General features: G+C 41.8%; 12 protein-coding genes. 8 read left to right on the top strand and 4 right to left on the bottom strand.

Annotated features, from left to right (window positions below; translation table 11 throughout):
* Positions 1 to 130 precede the first annotated feature (130 nt).
* Positions 131 to 937 (top strand): diaminopimelate epimerase, encoded by an 807-nt coding sequence (dapF, locus tag BLR53_RS07430; RefSeq protein ID WP_244889464.1) that lies wholly within the window; start codon positions 131 to 133, stop codon positions 935 to 937.
* Here the strand turns inward: dapF and BLR53_RS07425 are convergent, their stop codons facing one another.
* From BLR53_RS07425 to BLR53_RS07410, 4 genes are all read right to left on the bottom strand, one after another.
* Complete coding sequence (locus BLR53_RS07425) at positions 938 to 3,196, bottom strand: helix-turn-helix domain-containing protein (protein WP_051760026.1); 2,259 nt, start codon at positions 3,194 to 3,196, stop codon at positions 938 to 940.
* A 28-nt stretch (positions 3,197 to 3,224) separates the two neighbouring features.
* Positions 3,225 to 3,923: a response regulator transcription factor gene (locus tag BLR53_RS07420; protein WP_037442296.1), complete on the bottom strand. Its 699-nt coding sequence runs from the start codon at positions 3,921 to 3,923 to the stop codon at positions 3,225 to 3,227.
* A 53-nt stretch (positions 3,924 to 3,976) separates the two neighbouring features.
* The gene (locus tag BLR53_RS07415; RefSeq protein ID WP_074588707.1) at positions 3,977 to 5,800 is read right to left on the bottom strand and encodes a sensor histidine kinase; all 1,824 of its coding nucleotides are present in this window, start codon (positions 5,798 to 5,800) and stop codon (positions 3,977 to 3,979) included.
* A gap of 173 nt (positions 5,801 to 5,973) precedes the next feature.
* Positions 5,974 to 6,342 (bottom strand): DUF3127 domain-containing protein, encoded by a 369-nt coding sequence (locus BLR53_RS07410; protein ID WP_037442292.1) that lies wholly within the window; start codon positions 6,340 to 6,342, stop codon positions 5,974 to 5,976.
* A gap of 72 nt (positions 6,343 to 6,414) precedes the next feature.
* Here BLR53_RS07410 and BLR53_RS07405 point away from each other — a divergent pair, with 72 nt between their 5' ends.
* The 7 genes from BLR53_RS07405 (at position 6,415) to BLR53_RS07375 (ending at position 13,227) form a co-directional block, all read left to right on the top strand.
* Positions 6,415 to 7,620 carry a THUMP domain-containing class I SAM-dependent RNA methyltransferase gene (locus BLR53_RS07405; RefSeq protein WP_074588702.1) on the top strand — a complete coding sequence of 402 codons (1,206 nt, stop codon included), beginning with the start codon at positions 6,415 to 6,417 and terminating at the stop codon, positions 7,618 to 7,620.
* A gap of 30 nt (positions 7,621 to 7,650) precedes the next feature.
* Positions 7,651 to 8,310 carry an HD domain-containing protein gene (locus BLR53_RS07400; protein WP_234797521.1) on the top strand — a complete coding sequence of 220 codons (660 nt, stop codon included), beginning with the start codon at positions 7,651 to 7,653 and terminating at the stop codon, positions 8,308 to 8,310.
* Positions 8,311 to 8,362: 52 nt separating this feature from the next.
* Positions 8,363 to 9,619: a putative DNA modification/repair radical SAM protein gene (locus tag BLR53_RS07395; protein WP_037442291.1), complete on the top strand. Its 1,257-nt coding sequence runs from the start codon at positions 8,363 to 8,365 to the stop codon at positions 9,617 to 9,619.
* Positions 9,620 to 9,634: 15 nt separating this feature from the next.
* Positions 9,635 to 10,396, top strand: coding sequence for a TIGR03915 family putative DNA repair protein (locus BLR53_RS07390; protein ID WP_074588699.1), 762 nt, complete (start codon positions 9,635 to 9,637; stop codon positions 10,394 to 10,396).
* A 54-nt stretch (positions 10,397 to 10,450) separates the two neighbouring features.
* Complete coding sequence (locus BLR53_RS07385; protein ID WP_037442287.1) at positions 10,451 to 11,476, top strand: sensor histidine kinase; 1,026 nt, start codon at positions 10,451 to 10,453, stop codon at positions 11,474 to 11,476.
* 86 nt (positions 11,477 to 11,562) lie between these two features.
* Positions 11,563 to 12,204, top strand: a complete 642-nt coding sequence (locus tag BLR53_RS07380; protein ID WP_037442285.1) for a DUF47 domain-containing protein — start codon at positions 11,563 to 11,565, stop codon at positions 12,202 to 12,204.
* Positions 12,205 to 12,216: 12 nt separating this feature from the next.
* Positions 12,217 to 13,227, top strand: coding sequence for an inorganic phosphate transporter (locus BLR53_RS07375; RefSeq protein WP_037442283.1), 1,011 nt, complete (start codon positions 12,217 to 12,219; stop codon positions 13,225 to 13,227).
* Positions 13,228 to 13,460: the final 233 nt, after the last annotated feature.

Below are 13,460 nucleotides of genomic sequence, written 5' to 3'. Positions count from 1 at the left end.
CCGATGATATCAAGACTGGGCATCAAATTGAATTTAAGGCGGCATATGAAATTCTTTTGTACAAGGTATTCAAATTTAATACCATTAGAACGATATTTGCAGGTATAAACACAGCTATTAGTGTTAAAAAATGTTAAATCAATCCTACGCCAAAGATATGTCAGTACATTTTTATAAATACCAGGGAGCCGGTAACGATTTTATCCTGCTTGATAACCGCAGCGGAGCCTTTAATCCGGAGGACACAGATACTGTCCGCCAGTGGTGCGACAGGCGTTTTGGCGTTGGGGCAGACGGTCTTATGCTCCTTCAAAATCATGCGGATTACGATTTCGAAATGGTTTATTACAACGCAGATGGAAATCCCGGCAGTATGTGCGGAAATGGAGGCAGATGTATCGTCGCATTTGCTAAGCACCTGAATATCATTGACAGTGAGACTAACTTTTTGGCAGTCGACGGGCCTCACTATGCCAAAATTACAGCTGAAGGTAATTGGGTCGAACTACAGATGATAGATGTCCATGCGCTAAACCGCGATGGTGAAGATTATGTGCTGAACACTGGCTCACCGCATTATGTACAACAGGTAATTGGCCTGGACACTAAAGATGTATATCAGGACGGCAAACAGATTCGCAATCAGGAAAATTATAAAACAGCAGGTATTAATGTAAACTTCGTGGAAGAACACCCTGATCATCTTTTTGTAAGAACTTTTGAAAGGGGTGTGGAAGACGAAACTTATGCATGCGGAACCGGAGTTACTGCAGTTGCATTGGCGATTGCGCATACCAAAGGTCAGCAGGGTAAAATTGAAACTGACATTAAGGTCTTGGGCGGTAGACTGAAAGTACAGTTTGAAGCGAATGGCGATAACTACAGTAATATATTTTTATGCGGACCGGCAAAGAGAGTTTTCGAAGGGGAAATCTGATTACTCTCCCTCCGCCAGATGCGCTGCGATACCGATCTTAATCTCACCGAAAGTATAACTTTTACCCAGGTGGGCACGGATCGGTGTCAGGTTCATGGTTTGCAGTACCTTAATTGCCTGCAGGATTTTATCTAATTTCTTCTTTCCAAGTATATCCAGCGCTGAAATCTCCTGTTTGGCCACATAATGGGCCAAATGCCCCTCTATTGTACCAACGACCATCTTTCGTTCCGAAGCAATTTCAGAGATCGACTTTCCATCGAGAAAAAGCTCCAGTGAAACTTCCTTCGTATCTTCTTTAGGCTCCTTAGGCGCGTCAGATTTCTTAGCCCTTTCCCGCTTCGCTGTAAAATCAAGTTTACCGGGCACCGCATGAACCTTTTTCATTTGGGCTTCTCTTTCCTCCTGATTCAGCAGACCGCTCATTTCTGCTTTTGTAAAATCGGTACCATCAATCTTACATTGCAGCAGACCCGAAGATTTTCTAATTTTCTTAAACTGCTCATAGAACAAAGATTCCATTTCGAGCAACTCTGTTAAATAGGCTGTAACCAGTTTGTCTTGTTTTACCAGTTCCATCCTTTCAAAGATTCTCCGGCTTAAGTCCAGCAGCAGGGGATTAAAGTATTTCTCCGCAGCCTGCGTTCTTTCCAGTAAAATCCGGAGCCCGTCTTCTGATTGATCCTGGCAGAGCCGTTGTATTTGAGCAAGAAACTTACTCGCATTAGATTTAACCTCACTTAGATCCTTTAAGAGTTGCTGAGCCCACTTTACATGCTTCTGCTTCGCAGATTTATTAATATCCTTTGAATAGGAATGTACGTGTTCGTAAACAAAATTATCAAGTGGCGTGAGATCGAAGCATTGCAGCAGATACCTGCGTAGAAAGAATTCACTTTCATGCTTGATCTGCTCATCCAGTGTCTGCTGAGTTTGCTTATTTTTAGAGAATAACGATACGTTTTGATCCTGCCTGATTCCCGTTCTGGAGATTTGGGAAGTCAGCACGAGACCATCTAATGAACGCAGCCTTGATAGTGCTACATAAATCTGTCCGGGGGCAAAAGCATTCCCAATATCAATAATTGCTTTATCGAAAGTAAGACCCTGGCTTTTATGCACAGTAATAGCCCAGGCGAGTTTTATCGGAAACTGGATGAATTTACCGATTACCTCTTCTTCAATCTCGTTGGTAACCTTATGGTTTGTATACCTGATGTTTTTCCAGGTAAAGCTTTCCAGTACAATCTTTTCACCCTCTCCATCTGTGAGCACCTCTATCCGGTCCTCGTCCAGGCTGATGACGGTTGCAATCTTACCATTAAAAAATTTCCTTTCCCCACTCTGATCGTTCTTAATGAACATAACCTGTGCGCCAAGCTTTAATTCCAGACGATGTTCCGCCGGATAAGACCCTTCGGAAAACTCACCATCAATTGTAGCTTTATAGAAATATGACTTACCTTCAAGTTCTTCCAGACTTTTCTTGTTCAGGGTGTCTGCACGCTGGTTGTGCGTGGTAAGTGTAATATATTTATCGTCTTTTCCGGGTACAAAATCATGACGGTAATATTTTTCCAGCAATGCTATATTTTCCGCCGTGATCTCATTATTCCGGAGATTGTTAAGCAGGCTGATAAAGACATCATCGGCCTGGCGGTAAATTTTCTCCAGCTCAATATAAACAGGTGGATGATGCTGCAGCGCATGTGCATCAAAGAAATAAATACTTTTATAGAACTCTCCGAGCAATTGCCATTCATTGGCTTTAACCACCGGCGGCAGCTGATGAAGATCTCCGATAAACAAAACCTGTACTCCGCCAAAGCTTTCATTATTTTTACGGATATAACGCAGCACCATATCAATTGCATCAAGCAGGTCTGCCCGCAACATACTGACCTCATCAATAATTAGCAGTTCCAGATCCTGAAATATCCGCCGCTTGGTCGTATTCATCTGCAAATGCCGCACGATTGACCGCGGGGTATTATACAACTGATTGAAAGGCTCCACTGCAGGAGCTTTAGGCAGATAAGTCCCGAAAGGTAATTGAAAAAGTGAGTGAATAGTAACTCCAGCTGCATTGATCGCTGCAATACCTGTCGGAGCGACAATTACTGCTCTTTTATGTGTCAGCTCCATCAGATTCCTCAAAAAAGTAGTCTTTCCGGTTCCGGCTTTACCGGTCAGAAAAATGTGTCTGGAGGTGTAATTGATGAATCTGGCAGCAACTTCAGCAGGATTGTATTCGGACATATTTCGCAGCATTTGAACTGCAAAGGTACTAAAGATTGATCAGGAGTTTGTAACCCTTACCATGTACATTTAGTATTTCAACCCTGGAATCCTCCCTTAAATACTTACGTAACTTACTGAGAAACACATCCATAGATCGTCCGTTAAAATAATTATCATCGTGCCATATACTGAGTAATGCTTCTTCTCTTGTCAACACGGCATTCTGCTTCAAACAGAGTAAACGCAGTAATTCGGCCTCTTTGGTGGAGAGTTTTTGCTGCACTCCTTTGTGGGTAATCAGCTGCGTCGTATAATCAAATGTGTAATTTCCAATTTCAAAAAGAGTCTGTTCGGGAGCAGCGGGAACGGTTTCTTTAGCCGACACTCTTTTCAGTAAAGCATTGATACGCAATAAAAGCTCTTCGATTCGGAATGGCTTGGTGATATAGTCATCTCCGCCCAGATCGTAGGCTGCAGCTTTATCTTCCATCATTGCTTTCGCCGTCGCAAAAATAATTGGCACATGCTCATTCATTTTACGAATTTCCTTCCCCAGTGCAAAACCATCTTTTTTAGGCATCATCACATCCAGGATACATAGATCAAAGTTCTGGCGGCTAAAAGCACGCAGACCTTCTTCTCCATCTACACAAAGGACAATATCAAACTTACCTTTCAATTGCAAATAGTCTTGTAACAGCATGCCCAGATTAGGGTCGTCTTCCACCAGCAGAATTTTCTTCATCTTATCTTTTTTATACGTTTATATAAGGTTAGCTCTAATTTCCTGCTTCAGCATTAAGCCAGCGGCAATACGATCTCAAATACAGTACCTTTATCCTTTTCACTTTTAACGCTGATTGTCCCTTTCAGCTGTGTGATAATATCCATTACATAGTTTAACCCAAGTCCAAAACCCTTCACATCATGAAGATTCCCAGTCGGCACTCTGTAAAACTGGTCGAAAATCCGTTTACTATGTTCCCGTGTTATTCCGATTCCCTTATCCGCTACTTCAATAATCAGATTATTCCCTGAATTACGGGTAGTCAGACGGATCTGCGGTTTCTCTTTACTGTATTTATTGGCATTATCGAGCAGGTTATAGAGTACGTTGGACAAATGTAATTCGTCTGCAGTCACGACGTGATTTACTGCATGAAGTTCCTGCAATACATCTGCCGATCGTTTTTGAAACTGCAGATCCATACTGTCCACCACCGCAGTAATTAAAGTATGCATGTCTACAGGCTCATAGTCAAGTTGAAGCTCTCTCTTTTCCAGTCTGGCAATACTCAGCACTCTTTCTATATGATTACCCAATCTGACATTTTCATCATAAATAATCCCCGCAAGTCTGCTCACCCTGGTTTTATCCTCAAGAATCTCCGGGTCACGCAGCGCCTCACTGGCAATCATAATCGTAGATACCGGTGTTTTAAATTCATGCGTCATATTATTAATGAAATCCGTTTTCATCTCGGAGATTTTCTTCTGTTTCAAAATTGCATAAAGCGTATAGGAGAAAATAGAGATCAGCACCAGCAAAAGTCCCGCTGAGGAAGCCATAGTCACACCCAGATTACTGAAGATCAAAGACTCTTTATCTGGAAAATTAACATAAAGCATTCCGGGATCGCGGATAACATCCTGGCTGAATAGTGTGGTCTGATAAGTATTGGCTGGCAAAAGTTCTCCTTTTTCGACGGAGGCTTTGCGAAAAAGCACCGTATTATGTGTTACACTTTTCAACCAGAAGCTGTAATCCAATCTGATATTTCTATTCTCCAATTCCTTCCTGAGCAATGTGTCCAGCATGTCCGGATCAATACGGGAGCGCAGCGGCACATCTACCTGGCTCATCTCTTTAGCAGCCGCTTCCAGCACATTAAAATCATTTTCATGGAACAGAACGGTATCGCTTTGAAGTTCCTTCAATTCATTCTTTTTCCGCCTTGCTGCAACCTCATCTTCCAGACGAAATTTTGATTTCATCTCATCGGTCTGACTAGGCAGCGAAACCCGGAGCGGCCGGCCATCTACCCTGCTATAGACCAGATAACGAATACTATCCGGAAGTTTCTTAGGCTCAATATTAAAAGTCTTGGTGCCTCCCATTCTGAAGGTCTTGCGCACATTACTGCCAATCATATTTAAGTCGGCATCAAACCCGACATTAACGTCAACATTTAACGGGGTGGTCGATTCATTCGCTAATGCAAAAAAATCTGCTTCAGATATAATAGCAGGACTGAGATATATTTTACGGATAATTTCGTCCTGATAATTCAGTTCGTCAATAATCTGTTTCTGCTGCCGGTATTTTCTTTGACGCTCGTCTTCTTTAAATTTCTGATCGAGATCTATTAGCTTTCTGGTGCGGTCACGACGCTGGTTTTCGAGCTTAATACGCCATTCCAGATCCTTCTTATTAATATTATCTACCGCATTTAAGCGTTGTGCTTTTCCTGCAACAGCAGTCAGGGCCTGATTGACATCCTGTTCAAACAGCTGAGATTTTAGCCTGTATCCTTCCCTGATGTAATACAGCTGCATTACAAAGACCCCTAATAAGGCCACAGTCATTAAAGCGGTAATTAACCAAAGGCTTTTTCTCTTCATGAATCGCAGCTGTTAAGCTTATCGGATTTAAATCCAAAAATAAGTAAGACAGGCAGATAAAGCAGCTATTTTAACAAATTTTAACACCGCAGGACCGGCGGGGTAATGGCAAAAAAAATGCCGGGAATAAATTCCCGGCACTCATGGTACAATTTGTTTTCCTAAAAAAGGTCTTAGAATGGCAGATCATCTTCCTCGCCTGGAGCGCTATTCAGGTCTGCCGGTGGTGCATATTGTGGAGTAGAAGCCGCTGCTGCACTGTTAGTCAATGCATTGATACGCCATACTACTAAACTGTTAAAATAAGAGGTTTTGCCTGTTTTGTCAGTCCATGGACGGCCACGAAGATTGAAGGAAACCTCCACGTCGTCACCGGTTTTAAGGCTGTCAAATAATGCAGTTTTATCTTGTAAAGCTTCGAACCTGATATATTCAGGATAAGTAGGGTTTTCTGCGTACTCAATAATGAGGTCACGCTTTTTAAATGTCTCACTCACCTGCTGTAATGCACCGATTTCGTGCACTTTTCCTTTTAATTCCATAACAAATACTCTTTTATTCTACTTTCTAATTCAAATCTCTATATTATTATTGATAACTTCGCACAATAAATTATGCAAGTTTTCCACAACAAAAGTAAGGTTATTATAACCTGTAACAAAAGGCTTTCCGCCTACCTCGCAACTGAGGTGACTGAACTCGGGTACGAAATTGTCAGGGAGTTCCCTACCGGACTAGAGCTTCACCTCACACTTTCGGAGTGCATTAAACTGAATTTAAACCTGCGTTGCGCAAGTCAGATCCTGTATTCCCTGAAAAGTTTTGAAGTAAATAATCCGGAAGAACTTTACCGCGAATTAGTCGATATGCCATGGGAAGACCTGATTGATTTTTCGGGCTATTTCTCGGTTACCTCAAATGTGGATAACCCAACCATAACTACACCGCTTTTCACCAACCTGAAAGTAAAAGACGCAATTGTAGACCGAATCAAAGAAAAAAAGGGTATGCGCCCCAATTCAGGATCGGATGCAAATAAAACTGTAGTTCACCTTTACTGGAAAGATGATAAAGCCGATATTTTCCTGGACACTTCAGGTGAAACACTGGCTAAACATGGTTACCGTAAAATCCCTGGAAAAGCACCGATGCTGGAGGCACTTGCAGCCAGTGTAGTGATGGGTACAGGCTGGGACGGCAAAACACCATTTATTAATCCGATGTGTGGTTCGGGAACTCTGGCTATTGAGGCTGCATTAATTGCGACCAACAGAAGACCAGGTTTGTTCCGTATGAATTATGGATTTATGCACATTCTGGGATATGATGAAGAAGTGTTCTTTGCAGAACGCCGGATTCTGAAAGATCAGGTTATAAAAAATACAGACCTGCAGATTGTGGCTACCGATCTTTCCGAAGATGCAGTTGATATCAGCAGGAAGAATGCAAAAACCGCAGGAGTAGATACACTGATCACTTTCGAGGTATGTGACTTCGCCGATACACAGGTACCGCAGGGGGGTAAAGGTGTTGTAGTCTTTAACCCGGAATACGGTGAACGTTTGGGCGTACATTCACAACTTGAACTGACTTATAAAAGGATAGGAGATTTCCTTAAACAGGAGTGCAAAGGATATAACGGCTATATTTTTACCGGTAATCCTGATCTTGCCAAAAAAATAGGATTGAAAGCTTCCAGAAAAGTCGAATTTTATAATGGGAAACTGGATTGCCGTCTGCTGGAGTACGAGCTGTACGACGGTACAAAAAGACCTGAGCATGAAAGGCCCCAGCCAAAAACACCAAAACCGGAACAATAATCCGGTTTTTTTTGTTTTATCTTTAGTGTTATGGAGACCAGTATCAGTTCAATCATCGAAAAAACAATCACTTTCGTAAAGAAGACACTCGAAGGTGCAGAAGCCGGGCATGACTGGTTTCATATCCAACGGGTTTATCACAATGCACTTCATATCAATGCTGTCGAAAATGCCGAATCCTTGAGAGTATCGCTTGCTGCCCTGCTGCACGATATAGCAGACAGTAAATTTCATGGCGGCAATGAAGAGATAGGCCCGCAGCTGGCTGTAGAATTTATGCAAAAAATCCAGGTCGAAGAGCGTGTTGTGGAAGATGTGAAACAGATCATCAGAAACATGAGCTATAAAGCAAGTCTGGGTGGAACTACTTACTATTCCCACGAAATGGCGGTTGTACAGGATGCCGACAGGCTGGATGCAATCGGAGCCATCGGTATAGCCCGTGCTTTCACTTATGGCGGTTATAAAAACCGGCTACTTTACGATCCTGCTATCCCCCCCGAACAAGATCTCAATAAAGAAACTTATAAGAACTCTGTTGCCCCTACCATCAATCATTTTTACGAAAAGCTCTTGCGCCTGAAAAACCTGATGCAAACCGATACAGGAAGAAAAATGGCTGAAGGAAGACACGAGTTTATGCTGCAGTTTCTTGACCAGTTTTACGCTGAATGGGAAGGTAAAAAATAAATAACTAATTTATTTAGTAACATAATACTATATTTGTTAGCAAATTAGTCTTATGTCAGATCGTATTCGGGAAAAATTAAACATTCTGGCTGATGCAGCCAAATATGATGTCTCCTGCTCCTCAAGCGGCGGAACCAGAAAAAACACTAATAAAGGTCTAGGCGACAGCCATTCCTCAGGAATCTGCCACACTTATACTGAGGACGGACGTTGCGTTTCTTTGCTCAAAATCCTTTTAACCAATCACTGTATTTTTGATTGTGCTTACTGTGTTTCCAGAAAAAGCAATGACATCCAGCGAGCAGCTTTTACTGTCGAGGAAGTAGTTTCTCTAACGATGAATTTCTACCGGAGAAATTATATAGAAGGCCTTTTTCTCAGCTCCGGTATCTTCAAAAATGCAGACTTCACGATGGAACGTTTATTACGTGTGGTCAAAAAATTACGGCTTGAAGAACGGTTTAACGGATATATCCACCTCAAAACGATTCCAGGTGCCAGTGAGGAACTCATCAAAGAAGCCGGCCTTTATGCAGACCGTATGAGTATTAATCTGGAAATGCCAACCGAGGCCGGCCTGAGATTGCTAGCGCCGGAAAAAACACATCAGGAAGTTATTACCCCCCTCGACTACGTACAGAAACAGATTGTACAATTCAAGGAGGAACGCAAGCTTATCCGCAATGTCCCTAAATTTGTTCCTGCAGGTCAAAGTACACAAATGGTTATCGGAGCAACACCGGAGACAGATAAAGAAATTATGCAGACTGCCCATCGGTTCTACCAGGATTTCTCGCTCAAACGTGTTTATTATTCCGGTTATATCCCTATTTCTCATGACCAGCGTCTCCCGGTAATTGGCACACAGCCGCCACTCATTCGTGAAAACAGATTATACCAAACAGACTGGTTAATGCGCTTTTACGGGTTCCATGTCAATGAAATTCTTAATGACAGTAATCCTCATCTGGATATTGATATAGATCCTAAATTAAGCTGGGCACTCCGCAACATGCAGTACTTCCCCGTCGACATTAATACCGCTGCGTATAAAATGATCCTGAGAGTTCCGGGAATTGGCGTGGGATCTGCTAAAAAGATCGTTCAGGCCAGGCAATTTGGCCGGCTCCGTATCGATCAGCTAAAAAAGATCGGCGTGGCCTACAATCGCGCAAGGCACTTTATCCAGTGTGCAGACAGCCCTATACAATTGAGAGACTACCAGGGCTTTCAGATTAAAGCCTTTATCCTTGCAGAAAGTCAGAGCAAGTACCTGAAACACGACCTCAATCAGATTAAACTTTTTTAGCTCCCCCGGAATAATATGCAGATATACTTATTTGACGGAACTACTGAAGGTCTGCTCACTGCGGTCTTCGAATGGTTTGAGCGAAAACCTGGCAAAATCAGCCTGCAAACCAAAGATAAACACCAGCCGGATGCCTTCTATGATGTCATGTTTATTCATAATGACAGTCAGAAAGCAAGCCGCGTTTGGAAGGGTTTGGTACAAAAACTTAGCAAAGACTGGATCCGAAGGCTCCACTGTTGCTGTCTGGCCGAAAATGAAGAAACCTGGATTGCCCTTTTCCAGTTCTGCTGTAATCTCTTTACAACCCCTGCCGCGATTCAATACAACTATGGAGATCCTAATGTGCTTTTGTTAAGCCAAACTGCAAAGAAAGTGGAAAGAGAAAAACATCGCATGGAGGCGTTTATACGGTTTCAGGAAACAGCCGACGGAATTTATTATTGCGGAATCGACCCGGATTTCAATGTTATCCCATTATTGCAGCGGCATTTTCAAAACCGCTATGCCGATCAGCAGTGGATAATTTACGACCTTAAAAGAAAGTATGGGATCTTCTATAATAAACAGGATGTTCAGGAAATACAGCTCGACCTGAAAATGGGCCTGAGATCTTCGATACTACCTGCCACACAACAGTCGGCACAAGAAAGTTTGTATACTCTGCTGTGGCAGGATTATTTTAAAAGCACTAATATTCCGGCGCGAAAAAATACCGCCCTGCATATCCGCCACGTGCCTAAACGCTATTGGAAATACCTCACAGAAAAACAATAATTTAGTAATGCAGGTTCCTTTAGCTTTGATCAAATTTAATGCTAATTTGGTCCTATGAAATTAAGTATCCTGGTTTTAATCACCGCACTGGCGGTAGGCCTGTCGATCGGGCTTGTAAATTTCCATTTTCAACAGAGCTGGTATTTTATGCTGGTCTCCTTCGGGATCTCCTTTGCGACCAGTTTCATCTTATTTTATTACCTGCTTGAAAAATTCATCTATTCTAAAATCAAGCTGATCTACAAGCTCATACACAATCTCAAGCTCGGTAAAGATCTGAAGGATGCCCTGGGAGAATATGTGAGTTCCGATCCGATTAATGATGTGGAGCATGAAGTGAAAGAATGGGCAGGAGCCAAAAAAAATGAGATTGAACTGCTTAAAAAGCAAGAACAGTTCAGACGGGAATTTCTATCTAACGTCTCTCACGAATTTAAAACTCCGCTTTTTGCAATACAGGGTTATATCGAGACGCTAAAGGATTGCCTGATCGATGATCCGGAAACTGCAGTGAGGTTCCTGCAGAAAGCAGAAAATAATGTAGAACGCCTGAGTTACCTGATCAATGATCTGGATTCTATTTCGAAACTTGAGACTGGCGAAATTCCAATTAATTACGAAAAATTTGATATCGTTTTGTTGACGAAGGAAGTGATGGAATCAATGGAAGACAAAGCAAAAAAACGTGGTATCAAACTATTCTTCAAGGATAAATATATGCACCCTGCCTTTGTCAGGGCTGACCGGGAAAAGATCCGTCAAGTACTTATTAACTTGATTTCTAATTCAATGAAATACAGCAAGGAAAATGGATCTACCTCTCTTAAAATATTTGAACTCCATGATCAGTTTCTGATTGAAGTTACTGATGATGGTATCGGAATCGATGAAAAACACCTGCCGCGATTGTTCGAAAGATTTTATAGAATTGACTCTCACCGGTCCAGAGAAGTAGGTGGCACAGGACTCGGTCTGGCAATTGTGAAACATATTCTGGAGGCTCATGAGCAAATTATCTCTGTAAGAAGTACTTTACAAATTGGTACCACCTTCGCATTCACCTTAGAAAAAGGAGGGTAGTTTTTAAAAAAATATGGTTTTTATGTTAACACTTAACACTAACTTAACATTGCGATCCTACTTTTGTAGCATATTTATTAGTTAGCATGAATAATCTTTTTAAGTTCTTTACCCCGAAAGACAAGAAATTCCAACCGCTGTTTGAGCAGGCAGGAAGTAATGTATTAAAGATTTCTGAAGCACTGTTACTTGCAGTTAGCGCTAAAGATCTGGATGAGAGAAAAAAACATATCGATGAAATCGAGCGTTTAGAGCACGTGGGTGATGATATCACCCATTCAATCTTCCTGGAACTCAGCAAGAATTTTATTACTCCTTTTGACAGGGAAGACATCCATGCCCTTGCCAGTGCAGTAGATGACATTGCAGATTATATCCACGCTTCGGCAAGTAATATCCATTTATACCAGATCACTAACATTGGTGACGCCATGGTTAAACTGGCAGAATTGCTTGTAGAAATGTGTACCGACCTGGAAAAAGCGATCAAAGAATTGAGAAGCTTTAAAAACATCCGTGTAATTGCTGACGCCTGCGTTAGAATTAATAGTGGTGAAAACCAGGCAGACAATGTGTGTAATCTGGCTATCGCAAGATTATTTGAATTCGAAACCAACGCAATTGAGCTGATTAAACAAAAAGAAGTCCTGCAAACGCTGGAAATGGCTACTGATAAATGTGAGGATGCCGCTAACGTGCTGGAATCTATTTTGGTTAAGAACGCTTAAAAAATTTAAAAAATGGTATCAACCTTATTAATTGTTGTTATTTTCCTGGCTATTGCCTTTGATTATATCAACGGTTTTCACGATGCGGCTAACTCTATTGCCACAGTTGTGTCTACAAAAGTCCTGAGCCCGTTTCAAGCCGTACTTTGGGCGGCTATTTTCAACTTTGCTGCATATTTCTATTTTACAGACCATAAAGTTGCAAATACAATAGCCAAAACCGTAGTGGAGAACTTCATTACCCTGGAGGTGATTCTTTCGGGCCTGGTCGCAGCAATTCTCTGGAACCTGCTAACCTGGTGGTATGGTATACCGTCCAGTTCATCTCATACACTAATTGGTGGATTTGCCGGCGCTGGTATGGCTAAAGCAGCGTCAATGGGCGCAGGTGTTATGACTGCTATTAATCTTGCCCCTATCCTGAAAGTGGTTGCCTTTATCGTACTTGCTCCAGTTATTGGTATGGTAATCTCCGTGATTATATCAATTATTCTGTTGCATTTGTCTAAGAACGCAAGACCATCTGTCGCTGAATACTGGTTTAAGAAATTACAGCTGGTTTCATCGGCAGCTTTAAGTTTCACGCATGGTGGTAATGATGCTCAAAAAGTAATGGGTATCATCTATGTCGCGATGGTTGCCGGAAACGTACTGAAAACAGGTGATGCAATGCCTGAATGGATTCCTATTACTTGTTATGCAGCAATCTCACTCGGAACAATGAGTGGTGGCTGGAAAATCGTTAAAACAATGGGTTCCAAAATTACTAAAGTAAATGCCTTCGAGGGTGTAGCAGCTGAAACTGCTGGTGCTGTAACCCTGGGTATCACTGAGCATTTCGGTATCCCTGTATCTACAACCCATACGATTACTGGTTCCATTGTAGGTGTAGGTTTGCTTAAACGTGTTTCTGCAGTACGTTGGGGTGTAACGGTCAGTTTACTTTGGGCATGGGTATTAACCATCCCTGTATCTGCAACTCTTGCAGCTTTAATCTTTTCTGTGATTCACTTATTCTTTTAAAAAATAAACAGGTTTTCCTGATTAGGGGTGTCCATAGTTATGGATACCCTTTTTTTATGACCGTATGGCTCCTGTATTGGTCGGGTATCATTTGGCAATCGATCTAAAAACGGTTGGTTGTATTAGACCACTTATTAATGTAAACACTAATCAGTAATTTACTTTTTTACTGTAAACTAATTCCAATATAGGACAACTCGGATATTGTTAAAGGTTAAAATGGTGTTGATACG

It is taken from the genome of Pedobacter antarcticus (assembly GCF_900103515.1).
Taxonomy (GTDB): Bacteria; Bacteroidota; Bacteroidia; order Sphingobacteriales; family Sphingobacteriaceae; genus Pedobacter; species Pedobacter antarcticus.
This window is presented reverse-complemented; position numbering and strand designations above follow the sequence as displayed.

What these genes read in the sequence shown, in the direction of transcription:
- dapF (WP_244889464.1), top strand. Translation starts at nt 131, where the DNA reads ATGTTAAATCAATCCTACGCCAAAGATATGTCAGTACATTTTTATAAA.
- BLR53_RS07425 (WP_051760026.1), bottom strand. Translation starts at nt 3,196, where the DNA reads ATGTCCGAATACAATCCTGCTGAAGTTGCTGCCAGATTCATCAATTAC.
- BLR53_RS07420 (WP_037442296.1), bottom strand. Translation starts at nt 3,923, where the DNA reads ATGAAGAAAATTCTGCTGGTGGAAGACGACCCTAATCTGGGCATGCTG.
- BLR53_RS07415 (WP_074588707.1), bottom strand. Translation starts at nt 5,800, where the DNA reads ATGAAGAGAAAAAGCCTTTGGTTAATTACCGCTTTAATGACTGTGGCC.
- BLR53_RS07410 (WP_037442292.1), bottom strand. Translation starts at nt 6,342, where the DNA reads ATGGAATTAAAAGGAAAAGTGCACGAAATCGGTGCATTACAGCAGGTG.
- BLR53_RS07405 (WP_074588702.1), top strand. Translation starts at nt 6,415, where the DNA reads ATGCAAGTTTTCCACAACAAAAGTAAGGTTATTATAACCTGTAACAAA.
- BLR53_RS07400 (WP_234797521.1), top strand. Translation starts at nt 7,651, where the DNA reads ATGGAGACCAGTATCAGTTCAATCATCGAAAAAACAATCACTTTCGTA.
- BLR53_RS07395 (WP_037442291.1), top strand. Translation starts at nt 8,363, where the DNA reads ATGTCAGATCGTATTCGGGAAAAATTAAACATTCTGGCTGATGCAGCC.
- BLR53_RS07390 (WP_074588699.1), top strand. Translation starts at nt 9,635, where the DNA reads ATGCAGATATACTTATTTGACGGAACTACTGAAGGTCTGCTCACTGCG.
- BLR53_RS07385 (WP_037442287.1), top strand. Translation starts at nt 10,451, where the DNA reads ATGAAATTAAGTATCCTGGTTTTAATCACCGCACTGGCGGTAGGCCTG.
- BLR53_RS07380 (WP_037442285.1), top strand. Translation starts at nt 11,563, where the DNA reads ATGAATAATCTTTTTAAGTTCTTTACCCCGAAAGACAAGAAATTCCAA.
- BLR53_RS07375 (WP_037442283.1), top strand. Translation starts at nt 12,217, where the DNA reads ATGGTATCAACCTTATTAATTGTTGTTATTTTCCTGGCTATTGCCTTT.